At 55.2% G+C, this 15,640-nt stretch carries 17 protein-coding genes and 1 other annotated feature; all 17 genes read right to left on the bottom strand.

The window, feature by feature from the left end:
* Nucleotide 1: 1 nt before the first annotated feature.
* The 17 genes from FGQ86_RS02405 to FGQ86_RS02335 all read right to left on the bottom strand — a co-directional run bounded on the left by FGQ86_RS02405 (nt 2) and on the right by FGQ86_RS02335 (nt 15,518).
* The gene (locus FGQ86_RS02405; RefSeq protein WP_207742238.1) at nt 2-1,036 is read right to left on the bottom strand and encodes a stage V sporulation protein AD; all 1,035 of its coding nucleotides are present in this window, start codon (nt 1,034-1,036) and stop codon (nt 2-4) included.
* Nucleotides 1,033-1,506: a SpoVA/SpoVAEb family sporulation membrane protein gene (locus FGQ86_RS02400; RefSeq protein WP_033125684.1), complete on the bottom strand. Its 474-nt coding sequence runs from the start codon at nt 1,504-1,506 to the stop codon at nt 1,033-1,035. Before FGQ86_RS02400 ends, FGQ86_RS02405 begins: the two co-directional genes overlap by 4 nt.
* 94 nt (nt 1,507-1,600) lie before the next feature.
* The gene (locus FGQ86_RS02395) at nt 1,601-2,023 is read right to left on the bottom strand and encodes a stage V sporulation protein AB (protein WP_138302866.1); all 423 of its coding nucleotides are present in this window, start codon (nt 2,021-2,023) and stop codon (nt 1,601-1,603) included.
* Nucleotides 1,983-2,669, bottom strand: coding sequence for a stage V sporulation protein AA (locus FGQ86_RS02390; protein WP_138302865.1), 687 nt, complete (start codon nt 2,667-2,669; stop codon nt 1,983-1,985). The genes FGQ86_RS02395 and FGQ86_RS02390 overlap by 41 nt, the downstream gene beginning before the upstream one ends.
* Nucleotides 2,639-2,839, bottom strand: coding sequence for a hypothetical protein (locus FGQ86_RS02385; protein ID WP_033125681.1), 201 nt, complete (start codon nt 2,837-2,839; stop codon nt 2,639-2,641). Before FGQ86_RS02385 ends, FGQ86_RS02390 begins: the two co-directional genes overlap by 31 nt.
* Before the next feature lie 79 nt (nt 2,840-2,918).
* Complete coding sequence (sigF, locus tag FGQ86_RS02380; protein WP_033125680.1) at nt 2,919-3,632, bottom strand: RNA polymerase sporulation sigma factor SigF; 714 nt, start codon at nt 3,630-3,632, stop codon at nt 2,919-2,921.
* Nucleotides 3,611-4,078, bottom strand: coding sequence for an anti-sigma F factor (gene spoIIAB / locus FGQ86_RS02375; protein ID WP_138302864.1), 468 nt, complete (start codon nt 4,076-4,078; stop codon nt 3,611-3,613). Before spoIIAB ends, sigF begins: the two co-directional genes overlap by 22 nt.
* Before the next feature lies 1 nt (nt 4,079).
* Nucleotides 4,080-4,391, bottom strand: a complete 312-nt coding sequence (locus FGQ86_RS02370) for an anti-sigma factor antagonist (RefSeq protein ID WP_033125678.1) — start codon at nt 4,389-4,391, stop codon at nt 4,080-4,082.
* 107 nt (nt 4,392-4,498) lie between these two features.
* Entirely contained in the window at nt 4,499-5,827 is a 1,329-nt protein-coding gene (locus FGQ86_RS02365; RefSeq protein ID WP_052084011.1) for a hypothetical protein, read from the bottom strand.
* A gap of 44 nt (nt 5,828-5,871) precedes the next feature.
* On the bottom strand, nt 5,872-6,015 hold the full coding sequence (locus tag FGQ86_RS16190; protein ID WP_164488608.1) for a hypothetical protein: 144 nt from the start codon (nt 6,013-6,015) through the stop codon (nt 5,872-5,874).
* The gene (locus FGQ86_RS02360) at nt 6,009-7,370 is read right to left on the bottom strand and encodes a folylpolyglutamate synthase/dihydrofolate synthase family protein (protein ID WP_138302863.1); all 1,362 of its coding nucleotides are present in this window, start codon (nt 7,368-7,370) and stop codon (nt 6,009-6,011) included. The genes FGQ86_RS16190 and FGQ86_RS02360 overlap by 7 nt, the downstream gene beginning before the upstream one ends.
* Nucleotides 7,371-7,372: 2 nt before the next feature.
* Complete coding sequence (locus FGQ86_RS02355) at nt 7,373-9,586, bottom strand: LTA synthase family protein (protein WP_138302862.1); 2,214 nt, start codon at nt 9,584-9,586, stop codon at nt 7,373-7,375.
* Nucleotides 9,587-9,658: 72 nt separating this feature from the next.
* Nucleotides 9,659-12,322, bottom strand: a complete 2,664-nt coding sequence (locus tag FGQ86_RS02350; RefSeq protein WP_138302861.1) for a valine--tRNA ligase — start codon at nt 12,320-12,322, stop codon at nt 9,659-9,661.
* A gap of 100 nt (nt 12,323-12,422) precedes the next feature.
* Nucleotides 12,423-12,680: a binding site (T-box leader), on the bottom strand.
* Nucleotides 12,681-12,837: 157 nt separating this feature from the next.
* The gene (locus FGQ86_RS02345) at nt 12,838-13,641 is read right to left on the bottom strand and encodes a protein-ADP-ribose hydrolase (protein ID WP_138302860.1); all 804 of its coding nucleotides are present in this window, start codon (nt 13,639-13,641) and stop codon (nt 12,838-12,840) included.
* 23 nt (nt 13,642-13,664) lie between these two features.
* The gene (locus FGQ86_RS02340; RefSeq protein WP_033125674.1) at nt 13,665-14,591 is read right to left on the bottom strand and encodes a DUF1848 domain-containing protein; all 927 of its coding nucleotides are present in this window, start codon (nt 14,589-14,591) and stop codon (nt 13,665-13,667) included.
* A gap of 257 nt (nt 14,592-14,848) precedes the next feature.
* Complete coding sequence (locus FGQ86_RS16390; RefSeq protein WP_243127126.1) at nt 14,849-14,998, bottom strand: helix-turn-helix domain-containing protein; 150 nt, start codon at nt 14,996-14,998, stop codon at nt 14,849-14,851.
* Complete coding sequence (locus FGQ86_RS02335) at nt 14,967-15,518, bottom strand: Crp/Fnr family transcriptional regulator (RefSeq protein ID WP_243127124.1); 552 nt, start codon at nt 15,516-15,518, stop codon at nt 14,967-14,969. The genes FGQ86_RS16390 and FGQ86_RS02335 overlap by 32 nt, the downstream gene beginning before the upstream one ends.
* Between the last annotated feature and the right edge of the window lie 122 nt (nt 15,519-15,640).

Raw genomic sequence — 15,640 nt, 5'->3', positions numbered from 1 at the left:
CCTATTCATCCTCCTTCCAGTCCGGGCACTGCTCCAGCACAATACCGTGGGCGATTCCCGGGACGCTGGCCCCCTCGTTGTAGCTGACTGTGGACATGAGAGCCCCTGTGGGTACAAAGAGGACCCGCCTCCACTCCCCGGATATGATTTTGGGCAGGATGTAGGCGGAGAGGGTCACTGCCGCGCATCCGCAGCCGCTTCCTCCCGCATGGGTATCCTGGGACTGCTGGTCAAAGATGAGCTTGCCGCAGTCCAGATGGAGTCCGCTGATGTCGATGCCCTTCTCCCGCATCAGGTCCAGAAGGATGCTCTGGCCCACATACCCCAGGTCTCCGGTGATGATCCGGTCGTACTCCTGCGCCTCCCGCCCGAAATCCTCCAGATTGCAGGCAATGGTGTCCGCCGCCGCGGGGGCCATGCAGGCTCCCATATTCTGGGAGTCCTTGAGACCGAAATCCACGATCTTCCCTACCGTCACGCCGGCGATCCGAACCGGGCCGGGCCTGCCTCCCACCAGGAAGGCGGCGCTGCCTGTCACTGTCCACTGGGCCGACAGAGGCCGCTGGCTGGCGTAGCTCAAAGGAAAGCGGAACTCCTTTTCCGCCGTCCCGAAGTGGCTGGAGGTGACTGCCAGCATGTACTCCCCGTACCCTGCCGCTGCACTCATGGCCGCCAGCGCCAGCGCCTCCCCGGATGTAGAGCAGGCGCCAAAGAGGCCGAACAGAGGGATCTGGAGCTTCTCCGCCCCCATGGAGGTGGCGATCCCCTGGCGGAGAAGATCCCCGCCGTACAGGCAGCGCACCCTGTCCGGGGTCAGATGGGCCTTCCCCAAAGCCAGCACACAGGCCTCCTTCTGGATGCGGCTCTCCGCCTCCTCCCATGTCCTTTCCCCAAAGAGGTCATCCTCCCCGGCCATGTCAAAGAGCTCCCCCAGGGGCCCCTCGCTCTCCTTCTTCCCCACCACCGAAGCGCTGCTTATGATGCAGGGCGCCTCGGCAAAGGCGAGACTCTGAGCTCCCTTTGTCCGCTGGATCATTGGATCACCCCCATTTCTTCCGCAATCCACCAGGCCAGCCCCAGAAGAGAGCTGGTAAAGATCCCGTAAAGGATCACAGGACCGGCGATGGTAAAGATCTTGCAGCCAATCCCCATGACCTGCCCCTCCTTCTTGTACTCAATGGCGGGAGCCGCCACGGAGTTGGCAAATCCTGTGATGGGAACAAGGGCTCCCGCGCCGCCCCACTTGGCGATCCTTCCGTACAGGTTAAGGCCTGTCAGGAGCACGCTCAAAAAGATCAAGAGGACGCAGCACCAGCCTCCGCTCACATCCTTGTCCAGCCCCAGCCTTTCACCGTAATTTAAAATGAATTCCCCCAGGGTGCAGATCACGCCCCCTGTGAAGAAAGCCTTTGCCATATTCAGAGGCAGGCAGTGCACGGGAGTCTTCTTTTTCACATAGTCCCTGTACGCCTGCGCTTCCGTTTCTGTCCTGTTTGCCATATCCATCTCCTCCTGCCTGTCTTTTCCTGCTGCTGCCTCCCTGCCGCTGCTGCCGCTGCCTCCCGCCGCTGTCCTTTGCCACTCCCCGGCACAAAAAGGCCTATCCTCCCCACTGGTTCCAGAAGAAGAGCAACGCTCCCACTCCCTTTCCCAGGGCCATGCCCAGGATTGCCAATGACACGCACTTTGTCAGATTGATCCTGCGGATGAAAACCGGGAATACATTCAGCACCTCCGCCAGGGCCATGGCCCAGCACCCGGTAAAAATCCCCGCCAGCAGTCCGAAGGCCGCCAGCAGGGGGGCTCCCCCGGGCAGCGGGATCTGGTAGACGAAAAACAGATTGCCCAGCGCCCCTCCCAGGGCCGCCGCGTCCTCGTAGAGGAGAATGTTGTCCCCCGTGTGGGTTCTGTCCGCAAAGTCGGCCAGGATGCCAAGCTCTATGATAAAGGAAAACAGTCCCCCCGCCACGGTGATCCCGGCGCTAAGTCCCAGAATTCCCAGGACGATCTGCTGTATCCACATCCAGCTCCTTCCCCTTTCTGGAGTAAGTCTCGATGAGCGCGTTCTGTATCTCTCCCTCGTAGGTGCGCATCTGCACCTCGATGGGCGTGGGATCCTCGGAGAAGCGCTTTTTCCCAAAGTGATTGAAGAAAACCAGTATGCCTGCCACAAGCCCGAGGCTGTAGCTCAGCTCCAAAATGGTAAAGCCCTGCTCCTTCGTCCCTGTCATCAACTCGTAGACCTGGCCGAAAAGCCTTGTCACATCCACATCATTGTTGAAGGCCATAATGGAGAAGGCCGCCCCCGCAAATGTCAGCGCAGCCACTCCGGCTGTCTTTACCGCGTGCAGCAGCTTTCCTCCCGACCCGGGTTCCCTGTAGGTGACGATCACATCCGGACTTCCAAGGCACACCACATCGGCCTTTGGGAATTCCCCATGTATGGCCTCAATCGCCTTCAGGGCAGAGACGGCTTTTCTCATAATCTTCTTGTTCCCGGCCGGTCTCTCCCCATCCCGGAACCGGAACAGGCGTATGGTCTTTATCTTCGCCTTCTGGAGGGCGCCGGCGCACTCTATCTGAAATACATCCCCCACAGTCACAGCCGTCTTATCCACTTCCACATTGCCGTCTGCCTTTAAATAGACTGTATCTGTCCTGTCCGCCATAGCTGCTCTCCACCTGCCCCCGGCATGGCCTCCTGCCGCTCCACCAGGGTTCCTTCTGTCACACTTGTATTTTTCTTCATCTCCTGGAAATACCAGACCACACCCAGGATAACGGCCAGAGCCACTACACAGAGAAGGCATACCCTTATCTTTTTCCTGGCTTTCTCCATATCCACTCCTCCTTCACTGCCGTTTCTGGAAATAGTATGGATAAGCCCAAAGGAAAATATACGTCAGGGTATGCCTTTTTTAAATTTTTTCTCTCATCCTCTCCAGTATTTTTTTCTCCATCCGTGAGACCTGGACCTGGGAGATCCCCATCAGCTTCCCCACCTCCGTCTGGGTCTTGTCCGCAAAATAGCGCAGGTAGATAAGCCTTCTCTCCTGAGGCTCAAGCTGTTCAAGAAGCTGAGAGAGGAGCATGTGGTCCAGAAGCCTCTCCTCCCTTGCCTCCCTCTCCTCCAGCTTGTCCAGAAGCTGGATCTCCCTCCCATCCTTCTGGTAGATGGTCTTGTGGAGAGACTCCACCTCCGCCCCGGCCTCCATGGCCAGCACCAGCTCTTCGGTCTCCACCCCGGCCTCCCGGGCCACCTCCTCCACTGTCGGCTCCCTCCCGGTCCTCTCCCGCAGCTTCTCCCTGCACGCATTGGCCCTGCCGGCGGTCTCCTTCAGGGAGCGGCTCACCTTGATCATGCCGTCATCCCTCAGAAACCGCTTGATCTCCCCGGAGATCATGGGCACCGCGTAGGTGGAAAATTTCACATCGTAGGACAGGTCGAACTTGTCGATGGCCTTCAGAAGGCCGATACTTCCGATCTGGAACAGATCCTCCACCTCCGCTCCCCGTCCACGGAAACGCTTTACAATGCACCATATAAGTCCTGTGTTTTCCTCCACAATCTGTGCCTTCGCCTCTTCATCCCCTTCGTGAGACTTCTGTATCAAAGCGATTGTGTGGTCCATAGCTCCCTTCCTCTTCCGATCTCCTTTCTCATTTTCACCGTGGTCCCTCTGCCCGGCTCCGACTCCACTTCCAGCTCGTCCATGAATGCCTCCATAAAGGAAAAGCCCATGCCGGACCGCTCCATCTCCGGCTTGGTGGTAAAGAGGGGCTCCATGGCTTTTTTCACATCCGGTATTCCCACACCCTCGTCGGACACCTCCAGGAACAGGCTCTTCCCCTGGATCCAGGCCCGGATATGTACCTTGTGGAGGGTGTTCTCATAGCCGTGTATGATGGCGTTGGTGACCGCCTCCGACACCGCTGTCTTCACGTCCGACACCTCCTCCACCGTAGGGTTTAACTGGGTCATAAAGGCCGCCACCGTCACTCTGGCAAAGGCCTCGTTGGACGAGTGACTGTCAAAAGAAAGCTCCATCTCATTTGTAATATCCCCTATACGCTCCATCTTATTTATCCTCCTCATAGATCTGCATGATTTTCATAACGCCGGACATGGTGAGGATCTTTTTCATCCTCTCATTGGTGTGGACAGCCCACACCTCGCCGCCCATCATGTACACCTTCTTATAGCGCCCCATGATGACTCCTATGCCGGAGCTGTCCATAAAGCCGGTATCCGCAAAGTCAAAAATGATATAGCGGATGTGCTCCCTGTCAATGAGCCTGTCCGCCTCCCTCTTGATCTCCTCCGCGTTGTGGTGATCCACATCCTCCGGCAGAAAAATAGTGAGACAGTTCTCCTGTACCTGATACTTCAATTGTCATTCCTCCATCCTTTTCTTTTTACAAAAAAGAAGGATATACCTTTTCGTATATCCTTCTCTTTCGTGTCTTTTTATTCCGCTTTTTCTCTGTCATAAGCCCTCTACTGGGAGGACTCATCCCCGGAGCTGTCGTCTCCGGACGTATCAATATTGGGATACTCGGTCTGTACCCGCTCTGTCCATGTGTTCGCATTCTCTGTGTCCCCGGAGGCAGAGTATGCCTGGGCCAAAAGCCACATGGCCTGACCGTCGTCATAGCCTGCGTTCATCTGCATGACTGTGTTCAGGTTTGTGATGGCGTCCGCGTAGTTGGCCACCTCATAGTTCTGCTGGGCCGTGTAGTAGAGGGTCTCACAGTACCGGCCGTAAATGTCCTCTGTCATGGAGTCGAACTGCTCCCTTCCGACCGTGCCCAGCGAGTCCGGGTTGACCTTCAGAAGCTCTGTGACCATGGCGGCGTCGCTCATGTCCTCCGACCGGTAGTGATCGTACATATTCAGGACGATCTCATAGCTCTCCTGGGTGGAGGCCGCCGTCTGCTGGGCCGTCTGGGTGGCTTCGCTGTTGGCCCGGTACTGCTCCAGCTCTGTCTGCAGCGCGCTGATCTGGGCGTCCTGCTCTGCGATCTGGTCGCTGAACTCCTTCACCTGGTGGTTGGTTCTCTTCGCCGTGGAGCTGTTCACGGCGGGCATGATGAGAAACCACATGACAGCCACTCCCACCACCAGTCCGATGACAATGTTCACGATCGTCATGATACCCGCATTTTCCTTGGCTCCCGTTGAGGCAGGCTGGATGATGGTCTCGTTGCCGATGTTGTATGTGACGGTCTGGGGCTTTTCCTTTTTCCCCTCCTTCTCCGCCTGGCGCACGGCCCGGTTCCTGCGCAGCTCGTTCAGCTCGTGCATGTAGCGCAGGGTGATATCGTTGGTGGTGTCCAGCCTGTGGGCCTCCTTCAGCGTGTGCCTGGCCTTCCCGTACTGCTGGGTGTGGAGATAGAGCAGGGATAAGAGCTGATAGGCCTTCAGAAAGGAGGGGTGGTCTGCCACCACCTTCTTCAGCTGTATGATGGCCAGATCCTCACCGTCCTGGTAGCAGTAGGAGAGGCTCTGGTTGAATTTTCGGATAGCCTGGTTTACTTTCTCAAGCTCTGTCGGATTTTCCTGCAGCTTCTTTATATAGTAATTGGCGATGTTCTCATGGGACTGGAAATTCTTGCTGAGGATCCACTCCACAAGCGCCTCCCCGACTTCTCCCCGTCCATAATAGACAAGCCCCAGAAGGTTTCTCGCCGCAATGTTTTCCCTGTTGTACTGAAGGCTCTTCTTCAGGGATGTGACCGCCCCGGACATATCCCTGATCCTGGCCCTCTTAAGTCCGTCATTGTACCAGTAATTGGACTGGTACACCAGTTTCTGTGTATACTCCATATAATCCCCGTATTCTTTCTTATTTCTGACTTCCTTTGTCTGTTCTACTTACTGTTGTTTGTCTGCTCGATCATCTCCCGCAGGATATCGCTCATATCTGTCAGATCCTCCTGATATACTGCGTCCTCTATATCTTCCACTTCCACGCTTGGCTGGAATTTTTTCAGTTCTTCTTCATAGTTCAGCATAAATCTGTACCTCCTCTATGTGCAGACGGCCCTTCTGATGTGCGGGCTGCCTCCTCTGATATACAGGCAGTTCCCTCTGTAATGAGCCTGCGCAGCTCTCCGATCAGATACAGAGAGCCGATGCAGTACAGGCTGCGGCCCTCCCTGCGGCTGGCAGCCGTTCCAAGAGCCGCTGCCGGCTCAGGGCAGACAAGCACCGGCCTGTCCGTGTAGCGCGTGAACACCTCTTTCAGCTCCCCGGCGGGAACTCTTCTGCCGTCGCTGATTTCTGTAACAATATACAGGCTGGCCTTCACCCTGTCACACAGGATGGATGCCATCTTCTCATACTCCTTGTCCGACACGGCGGAAAACAGGATCACCGGCTCCCTCTCGCCCAGGGCCTCCAGGGTGTCCGCAAAAGCCTCCACAGCCCCCGGATTGTGGGCTCCGTCCAGGAAGATCCCGGGCCGTACCTCCTCCATCCGTCCCTTCCAGACAACGGAGGCCACCGCCTCTTTCCATCTCTCATAATCGATATATTTCTCCGGGAGCACTGTCTCCAGCGCTGCCAGAGCCAGGGACACGTTCATCATCTGATAGGTCCCGCAGCCCCGTATCGTCCAGAGTTCATCTTTATCATACGCACTGGCCCTTGAAAATGCAATATGTTTCCTTGTAATTTCCCGGATTTCGAACGCATTTTTCCCAAGCTTTCTACACGGTGCGTGCAGGGCCTGTGCCCGCTCCTCTATGACCGCGGCGGCCCTGGGATCCGTCCCGTCGAAGATGACGGGCACTCCCTCCTTGATAATTCCCGCCTTCTCCGCGGCGATCTGCTCCACGGTATCCCCCAGGTACGCTGTGTGATCCAGGCTAATGGAGGTGATCACAGTGACAGCCGGGCGCTCCACCGCGTTGGTGGCGTCCAGCCTGCCGCCCATGCCCGTCTCCAGGATGATATACTCCACATCCGCCCTTTCAAAGGCCACCATGGCCATCCCGAAAAGAAACTCAAAATAAGAAGGATGGGAGACGCCGTCCGCCGCCATCCCATCCACTGTCGCTTTCACCTGCTCAAACACGGCAAGGAATTTCCCGTTATCTATCTGTTCCCGGCCGATCACGATCCGCTCATTTAAGGCAATCAGATGGGGGGAGGTGAAAAAGCCTGTCCGCCGCCCCATCTTCAGGAGCACAGCCCGCATATAGGCGCAGACAGAGCCCTTTCCGTTGGTCCCCGCCACATGGATGATCTTTCTGTCCAGTCCGGGATTTCCCAGCCTTTCCAGGAAATCCCGGATGTAGGCCAGGGAATGCTTCTCTGTAAATTTCGGTATCTCTTCTATATACGCAGATGCCTCTTCATAGGTCATGTCTACTCTTCCTCTTCTCCGTTTGCCGCAAGCCAGGATACACCCTCCTGATCCGCGCTTCCCGTCCCCGGCACCTTCGTCAGGGTGCCATCCTGGTAAATATACTGGCAGGAGGTGCGGAAAATAGTGTTGCTGGATCCCACCTGGCTGACTGTCACCACGTCCCCGTTCTCCAGAGTCGTCTCCGGCAGCTCGATCCTTGTGTTGTTCAGGAAGGTGCTCTTCTGCCGCTCCCCGTTCACATAGACTCTGCTGTTCTTTGTAAAATTCTCTCCATAGAGGCTGTAGCCCTCGTCCAGCTTGGGCACCAGATCCGTGATCTCCACATCCTTCACACCCATCTGCATATGTCCCTCGGTGATGGGCGGTTCGCCATCGTACACATACTGCTCTCCGTACATGATATCGTACTGGAGAAGCTCCAGGTCGGCCAGATAATTCCTTGTCTGGCGGCGCTCCTGATGATAGTTGAAGACTGTTCCGGAATGGATGTCCAGACGCTCCATCACATCCGCCATGATCTGATAGGAGGGAATATTCCTGTCCTCCTTGGCAAGACCGATATTGTCCCAGATCACATAGTTTGTATTGTAGAGGTAGCGGCTCTTTAGATCCTCCGCCTCCAGCCCCATAGTGGGGAGATGGTCCCCGTAAAACACGATGACTGTGGGCTCTCCCCTCTTCTCGATGGCAGCCACCAGATCCCCGGCAAACTTGTCCATCTCGTAGACCTGGTTCACATAGTACTCCCATTTATTCTTGAGGGCCTCGTCCTCGATGCCCTCCACCTTGATCTTCGGGTTCTCGATGACCTGCTCCTCCGGGTAATCTCCATGTCCCTGGACACTGACTCCGAACACAAAGTCCTCCTGCTCCGTGGTATCCATGGCTTCCAGGATGTTATCGATGAGCACCTCGTCCTTGGCCCATCCGTTTTCCGTGGTCTGGAGGATGTTCATGAACTCCTTGCTGGTGAAGGTGTCAAAGCCCATCATATTGTACACTCTGGCCCGGCTGTAGAAATTGCCTCCGTTGTTGTGAAGAGCATGAGTCCCGTAGCCCAGAGCGGAAAAGGCGGTAGCCGCGCTCTCCGTGGGCTGGAACTTTACAATCGTCTTGTAGGGATACTCACCCGGTCCGAAGTACCGCATGTTCATGCCCGTAAGCACCTCGAACTCTGTGTTGGCCGTCCCGGCACCCACAGAGGGCACCTTGAAATAGCCGGATGAATACTTCTGAGCCATGGCGTGGAGATTGGGAGTGGCATCCTCGGAGGTGGTAAAGAACTCCGCCTCGGCCACGTCAAAGTAGGACTCCAGCTGAATGAAGATCACGTTCGGCAGATCCTCCTGGGACCGGCCAGTCTCGTTCTTTGTGATCTCCCCGTTATTACTGATGGCCTCCATGGTCTCCCGGCTGTAGCCGTTGGGCTCGTCAATGCCTGTGTTGAAAAGGCTGGCCATAAAGCAGTAGGGGAGTCCGTAGTCCTCATAGGCGAAGGCAATGTTTCCAAAATAATTGGACACCACCCTCTTGTCCAGAGCCACCTGGGAAATGAACGTGTAGGCTCCGAAGCACACCACCACGCCAATGAGCGCCAGGACGCGGTGCATCTTTCCCTCAAACTGGCCGCCCCGCCTCCACATGGACACGCTCCACACGATGACAGCCGCAAGGCCCACGATCACCAGTACCAGCTCCATTGGTTCAAAATAGTTGTTGATCAGAGCCAGTCCCTCTCCCGCGGCCTTCAGGTCCTGGGCATTGAAGGGCGTCACCCGGACCATCAGCATATAGCCGTTGGCCACACCCAGCACCAGCCAGAGCACGCTGATGACAATGCGGGCAAAGACCCGCCTCCTCACCAGGTACACGACCGTGAAGGTCATAAAAATCATAAAGGCATTGTATAGAAATACGAGGGGCGATCCCACCATATAGTCCCAGGCCTCAAAGGCAGAGTGCCTGGAGATCGCTTCTATGACAAAATTGATCAGACACGCCAGCAGGGCATGGAACACCAGCGAAAAGCGGTTCATGAACGCGTAGACCGGCTTCATTTTCCGGGCAAAGGGCCCGTTGCGCCGGGCCTCCAGGATCCTCTCCCGGCGCTCCTTTCTCGCGCGGTGCCACGCCTTGATATCTTCTTTTTTCAAATGTCTGATTTTATAAAGGGTGCCTCTGATATCCGGCTTTTTCAAGTGAATTTTTTTCATTGTCATCCCTTTCCTTTTCCCTGTGGTTCATCTGCTCCCTGCAATCTCCCGGCATTGCCGCCTGGATGCCGCTTACCTGGATATCTTCTCTTTCAGAGAGGCGAGACGGTCCTTTACCTGAGCCATCATCTGCTCATATTTTTCCAGCTTTTCTCTTTCTTCCTGCACTTTGGCAGCCGGCGCCTTGCTGACAAACTTCTCGTTGCCCAGCATACCGTTAGAGCGGGCGATCTCCTTTGTCAGGCGGGCCTCCTCTTTTGTGAGGCGCTCAATCTCCTGGTCAAAGTCGATCATATCTTCAAGCGGAAGGTAGGCAGTCGCATCCGGAACCACCACAGAGATGGCATCCTCCGCAATGCCCGACTTGTCCTGCTGCGCAATAAATTCCGATGCGTTTGTGAGCCTTTGCACAGCGTCCTTCAGCATCTGGAAGCCGGTCAGCAGCTCCTGATCCTGGCTCACCACGTAGATCTTGATCTTTCTGCCGGCAGGCACGTTCATCTCCGCCCGGATGTTTCTCACACCGCTGGCCAGGAGCTTTAAGTGCTCCACCACATTCTCCGCCTGGGGGAACTCCCACTCCTCTTTATACTGCGGCCAGTCGGACATCATCAGAGACTCCTCCTGGGGAATGAGCTTGCTGTAGATCTCCTCTGTCACAAAGGGCATGAAGGGATGGAGCAGCTTCAGCGCGTTCTTCAGCACTTCTCTCAGAGTCCAGAGAGCCATGCCCGCGGACTCAGGATCTTCCTTGGCATTGTACATTCTCTGTTTTACAAACTCGATATACCAGTCGCAGAACTCATCCCAGATAAAGTCGTACACCTTCTGGAGGGCAATGCCCAGCTCGAATTTATCCATGTTCTCCGTCACTTCCCGGATCAGCTTATTGCACTTGGAAAGGATCCAGCGGTCAGCGGGAAGCAGCTTAAGGAGATCCGGCTCTGTGATTTCCTTGCCCTCCATATTCATGAGGATGAACCTGGAAGCGTTCCACACTTTATTGGCAAAGTTACGGCTGGCCTCCACTCTCTCATTGTAGAAGCGCATGTCGTTTCCGGGGGCATTTCCTGTCACAAGAGTCATTCTCAGGGCGTCGGCTCCGTACTGGTCAATGATCTCCAGCGGGTCAATACCGTTTCCTAAGGACTTGCTCATCTTGCGTCCCTGGGAGTCCCGCACAAGACCGTGGATAAACACAGTGTGGAAGGGGCACTTTCCAGTATGGGCATACCCGGAAAATACCATACGGATCACCCAGAAGAAAATAATATCGTAGCCTGTCACGAGCACGTCTGTCGGATAGAAGTAGTCCAGATCCTCGGTCTTCTCGGGCCATCCCAGAGTGGAGAAGGGCCACAGGGCGGAGCTGAACCAGGTATCCAGCGTGTCCTCATCCTGTGTGAAATGGGTGCAGCCGCACTTCGGGCATTTTTCAGGCATGCCTCTTGACACCACTACCTCGCCGCACTCGTCGCAGTAGTAGGCCGGAATCCGGTGTCCCCACCAGATCTGACGGGAAATGCACCAGTCGCGGATATTTTCCAGCCAGTGCAGATAGATCTTGTCAAACCGCTCCGGCACAAACTTCAGGTCGCCGTTCTTGACCGCCTCGATGGCCGGCTTTGCCAGCTCGTCCATCTTCACAAACCACTGCTGCTTGATGAGAGGCTCCACTGTGGTGTGGCAGCGGTCATGGGTTCCCACGTTGTGGGAATGGGGCTCTACCTTCACAAGGTATCCCTGCTCCTCCAGATCCTTCACCATGGCCTTTCTGGCCTCGTAGCGGTCCATGCCTGCGTATTTTCCACCATACTGCTCATTGATGGTGGCGTCGTCGTTCATGATATTGATCTCAGGCAGATTGTGGCGCTTTCCGACCTCAAAGTCGTTGGGGTCGTGGGCCGGCGTGATCTTCACCGCTCCGGTTCCGAACTCCTTATCCACATAGTAGTCCGCCACAATGGGGATCTCCCTGTCAGTCAGAGGGAGCAGACATTTTTTGCCCACAAGGTCTTTGTAGCGCTCGTCATCCGGATGTACCGCGATGGCTGTGTCTCCCAGCATGGTCTCCGGACGTGTGGTCGCAATCTCCAGGTAATCGTCAGTTCCCACGATGGGATACTTGATGTGCCAGAAATGTCCCTCCTGCTCCTCATGCTCTACCTCCGCGTCGGAGAGGGATGTCTTGCACACCGGGCACCAGTTGATGATCCTGGAGCCTTTATAGATATAGCCTTTCTCATACAGGCTGATGAAAACCTCCTCCACTGCCTTGGAACAGCCCTCGTCCATGGTGAACCGCTCTCTGTCCCAGTCGCAGGAGACGCCCAGCTTCTTGAGCTGCGCCTCGATGGTTCCCGCATATTCTTCCTTCCACTGCCAGGTGCGCTCCAGGAACTTCTCCCGTCCCAGCTCCTTCTTGTCAATGCCTTCCTCTTTCAGCTGGTTGGTCACCTTCACCTCCGTGGAGATAGCAGCGTGATCTGTTCCCGGGATCCAGAGGGCGTTGTAGCCCTGCATCCTCTTATAGCGGATCAGGATATCCTGCAGGGTGTTGTCAAGAGCGTGGCCCATGTGCAGCTTTCCGGTAATGTTCGGTGGCGGCATCACCGTTGTAAAGGGCTTTCTGCTCCTGTCCACTTCCGCGTGGAAATATTTTTTCTCGCACCACTTGTCGTATAGCTTTGGTTCGATCTTTTTTGGATTGTAGGTCTTCTCCAGGTTCTGACTCATGTTCTTCCTCCTCATAATCATTCTTCCGGCTGCTGCGCAGCTCATGTAACTGATGCGGTGAAGGGTTATTATTGAATAAAAAATCACCCCTCACTGAAACGTAAAGGGCGAATTCTATCTGTCCGCGGTACCACCTTTATTTAATATGGAAGAAACTCCTCCATACATCTTCTCTTATTCTGTAACGTGAACGACTCCGGGATGACTTACCTGCTGCCTGTATCTGCCCGCCATTCGGCCATCCGGCTCCAAAGCTACCTTCCGCAGTCCCTTCTCCAGGCCGCCTCTCAGCCCACGAGCAGCCCTCTCTTTCATGGAGCGGTAACACCTGCGTACTCCTCTTCTTCTCCGCCTTTTTCATAAACTATTCATAATCATAGCCAGACAGTGTAGTTTTGTCAAGGAATTCACTGAATTTTCATAAACTCTTAAGAACTGGGATGACCCACTTATCCACCACAGATGTGGATAACTTATTTCAATCCGGGGGATAAGTAACCTGTTTTTTCACACAATTACCGGAAAATCTTCTGATAAATATGCAGATCCTCCTCCTTAAACACATCAATTATCACTCGCTCAAGCCTGGAGCCGGACAAATATCGGTCGATCGCCTCCACAGCGATCCGGGCTGCCAGCTTACCTGGAAAATGGAACTCCCCTGTGGAGATGCAGCAGAAGGCCACCGATTTGAGGCCGCTCTTCTCCGCCAGCTTCAGGCAGCTCCTGTAGCAGGATGCCAGCTCCGCCTTCTGCTTCTCCGTCACCTCCACGCCCACCACAGGCCCCACCGTGTGGATCACATACCTGGCAGGCAGATTGTAGCCTCCTGTGATTTTTGCCCTTCCCACAGGCTCTTCATGGCCCTGGGCCTCCATCAGCTCCGCGCACTCGTTCCGGAGCTGGACGCCCGCCGCCGAGTGGATGGCATTGTCGATACAGCCGTGGCATGGCACAAAGCATCCCAGCATCTGAGAGTTGGCCGCGTTGACTACAGCGTCCACAGCCAGAGTGGTAATGTCTCCTCTCCAGAGCACGATGCGGTCGTCGTTCTTTACAGCCGTGCATGGATACTGCTCCCGGATCACCGGCAGCGCCCCTCCATCTGTGATCCCTTTCTCCTCCAGCTCCTCCTGAAGCAGCTCATCCTGCACCCGCAGGAACTCAGGGCTCACTCCACCGGGCCACCGCACGTTCATAAGGCTTCGCAGAAGCCTTCTCTTCTCTGTCTCGTTCACCGGCTCCCGGATGACCTCATAGCCTGGATTTTCTTTTTTCAGCTCCCGGATCAGCCAGGATACTTTCTCAGAACGGTTCATGGTCTTCCTCCAAAAAATCATTTTCACATAAAATCAAACAGCGACAGCTGAATGTCCCTGCTGGACTCCACTTCCCTGTCTGTGATCGTCTCATCCCCCTGCAGATGCCCGATCAGAATGGGGGACTTTGGATCGTGCTCATCCCTCCTGCTCTTTGCGCTGGCAAGGCTGGCCGTGGCGTAGCAGTAGTGACATCCGTGGACACAGGTGTCGTACATGCCGATATCTATGCTCTCGCAGCAGCCGCACTCCTTCCTCTGTCCCCTGTCCTTCTTCAAATCCAGCTTGTATCCGATGATCTCCCTTATCTTTTCTTTGTCAATACAGGCAGCATGGCGGATGCCGTACTTCTCCAGATCGATCTTCTCCGCACAGGTGTACAGGGGCAGGCCGTATCGGTCGGCAATCTTTGCAAGCCCCTCCGCCAGCGTGATCTTCTCTTCATCCTCCAGCTCACGGAAAGGGCTTCCTCTGTAGGAGTCCACAAAGCTGAAAATACAACGGGTCGTATAGGGATGCAGCCACTCGCACATCATGTCGAATTTCTCCAGGTGGTAGTCAATGGTATATTTCTCCGTCAGGAGGATGGGATCAAAGCGGAAATCCACCCTGTTTTTCCCCAGCCGCTGGCTCAGAAGGATAAAGGTGGCAATGGACTCCTCCGTGGACGGCAGATGGGGCTCAATGTCCTTCTCATAGTCCGTGATCGTCATCTGAAAATAATACCGGTAATCCAGCCTGTCGATCATCCTCAGATAGGGCAGCATTGGCTCCGGATTTTTCGTCCAGAACACAAAGCAGTCCACCACCTCAGGCGTAAGGCGGATACGGCTCACCTTTTTTCTGTTGTAGGGATTGGGGACCAGGACTTCCTCTGCCAGCAGCCGGTTCATGAACCACTCCGGATACAGGGCAGGAATGTCGGTCCTCCTGCTTGCGCTGATGATCATAAGTCCTCCCTGGCACTGCGGGGTCCGCACGTAGCCGCATCGTCACATGCCGTCTGCATACCACCAAAAATGCATGGATTTTTGCCCCGCATCATACATCATCAATTATAGCACATCCCGTTTTTGAATGACAGAAAAATCAGAGTACTCTCTGTAGCCTGGACTACAGACAATCCTTCTGATCTCGTGTATGATAATCATGTGCAATAATAATGTAATATCCGGAACAGCGGGAGCCGGACGGCTGTGTTCCGCTGTCACAGCGTCTCGCTGGAGCAGTGGGCTACCAGCAGGTCCGGCCGGAGGATGCGGATCTGCTTCCGTCCTGTGGCAATAATGCCCTCCTGCCGGAGACGGGAGAGATTTCTGGAAAGATTAACCCGGTTGGCAGCAAGGATATCCGCCAACTCCTCCTGGCTCAGATAAATCACTGGGCCCGCCTCCATCTCCTCTCTCTGCCAGGAGATAGAGCAGGTTGCACAGCTTTATGAAGGCGCTGTTGTATTCCTGGTGCGCCGTCTCATAGAGGAGCAGATTGACGTAGGATGCATACCAGTCAATGACCGTCTCTGTGAGAGGAAAGCTTTCTTCCATCATGCGGCGGAACTGGGACGGGGAAAATTCCAGCGCTTCCACATCCTCCAGGGCCTGGGTGACAATGGATTTTTCTATTTTAAACCGATTGCTGTGATAGACCGGGAAAACGGTTCCTTTTCCGTGAAAGGAGAGGATCTTCCTGTGCCCCTCCTCGTGGTGGATGCAGGTCAGGGCCAGCCCGGACAGGATGTAATAGACCGGCGAGAAGGGCTGTCCCGGTGCCCACAGACTGTCTCCCTTTTTAAAGGAACACCGTCTCCCCGGGACAGACTTAAAAAAGGTTTCAAATGCAGAAAAATCATCTGCAAAAATATATCTGGGCGTCTGCATGGCAGCTCCCCCTTTCTGGACTGCGTTTTAAGATAATTTCATAATAATACATTCCGGCGTCCGCCTGCAAGGTCTGATCCTGTCCGCTCCCGGCGCCGCGGCAGAGGCCATCAAAAAAGCAT

This window comes from Clostridium sp. BSD2780061688st1 H5 (assembly GCF_005845155.1).
In the GTDB taxonomy this organism is placed as follows: Bacteria; Bacillota; Clostridia; order Lachnospirales; family Lachnospiraceae; genus Claveliimonas; species Claveliimonas intestinigallinarum.
This window is presented reverse-complemented; position numbering and strand designations above follow the sequence as displayed.

Excerpts from the sequence above, each read along its gene's own strand:
- FGQ86_RS02365 (WP_052084011.1), bottom strand. The coding sequence starts at position 5,827 with ATGGAGTATACACAGAAACTGGTGTACCAGTCCAATTACTGGTACAAT.
- FGQ86_RS16190 (WP_164488608.1), bottom strand. The coding sequence starts at position 6,015 with ATGCTGAACTATGAAGAAGAACTGAAAAAATTCCAGCCAAGCGTGGAA.
- sigF (WP_033125680.1), bottom strand. The coding sequence starts at position 3,632 with ATGGACCACACAATCGCTTTGATACAGAAGTCTCACGAAGGGGATGAA.
- FGQ86_RS02405 (WP_207742238.1), bottom strand. The coding sequence starts at position 1,036 with ATGATCCAGCGGACAAAGGGAGCTCAGAGTCTCGCCTTTGCCGAGGCG.
- FGQ86_RS02340 (WP_033125674.1), bottom strand. The coding sequence starts at position 14,591 with ATGATCATCAGCGCAAGCAGGAGGACCGACATTCCTGCCCTGTATCCG.
- FGQ86_RS02385 (WP_033125681.1), bottom strand. The coding sequence starts at position 2,839 with ATGGAGAAAGCCAGGAAAAAGATAAGGGTATGCCTTCTCTGTGTAGTG.
- FGQ86_RS02350 (WP_138302861.1), bottom strand. The coding sequence starts at position 12,322 with ATGAGTCAGAACCTGGAGAAGACCTACAATCCAAAAAAGATCGAACCA.
- spoIIAB (WP_138302864.1), bottom strand. The coding sequence starts at position 4,078 with ATGGAGCGTATAGGGGATATTACAAATGAGATGGAGCTTTCTTTTGAC.
- FGQ86_RS02355 (WP_138302862.1), bottom strand. The coding sequence starts at position 9,586 with ATGAAAAAAATTCACTTGAAAAAGCCGGATATCAGAGGCACCCTTTAT.
- FGQ86_RS02400 (WP_033125684.1), bottom strand. The coding sequence starts at position 1,506 with ATGGATATGGCAAACAGGACAGAAACGGAAGCGCAGGCGTACAGGGAC.
- FGQ86_RS02390 (WP_138302865.1), bottom strand. The coding sequence starts at position 2,669 with ATGGCGGACAGGACAGATACAGTCTATTTAAAGGCAGACGGCAATGTG.
- FGQ86_RS02345 (WP_138302860.1), bottom strand. The coding sequence starts at position 13,641 with ATGAACCGTTCTGAGAAAGTATCCTGGCTGATCCGGGAGCTGAAAAAA.
- FGQ86_RS02360 (WP_138302863.1), bottom strand. The coding sequence starts at position 7,370 with ATGACCTATGAAGAGGCATCTGCGTATATAGAAGAGATACCGAAATTT.
- FGQ86_RS02335 (WP_243127124.1), bottom strand. The coding sequence starts at position 15,518 with ATGCAGACGCCCAGATATATTTTTGCAGATGATTTTTCTGCATTTGAA.
- FGQ86_RS02395 (WP_138302866.1), bottom strand. The coding sequence starts at position 2,023 with ATGTGGATACAGCAGATCGTCCTGGGAATTCTGGGACTTAGCGCCGGG.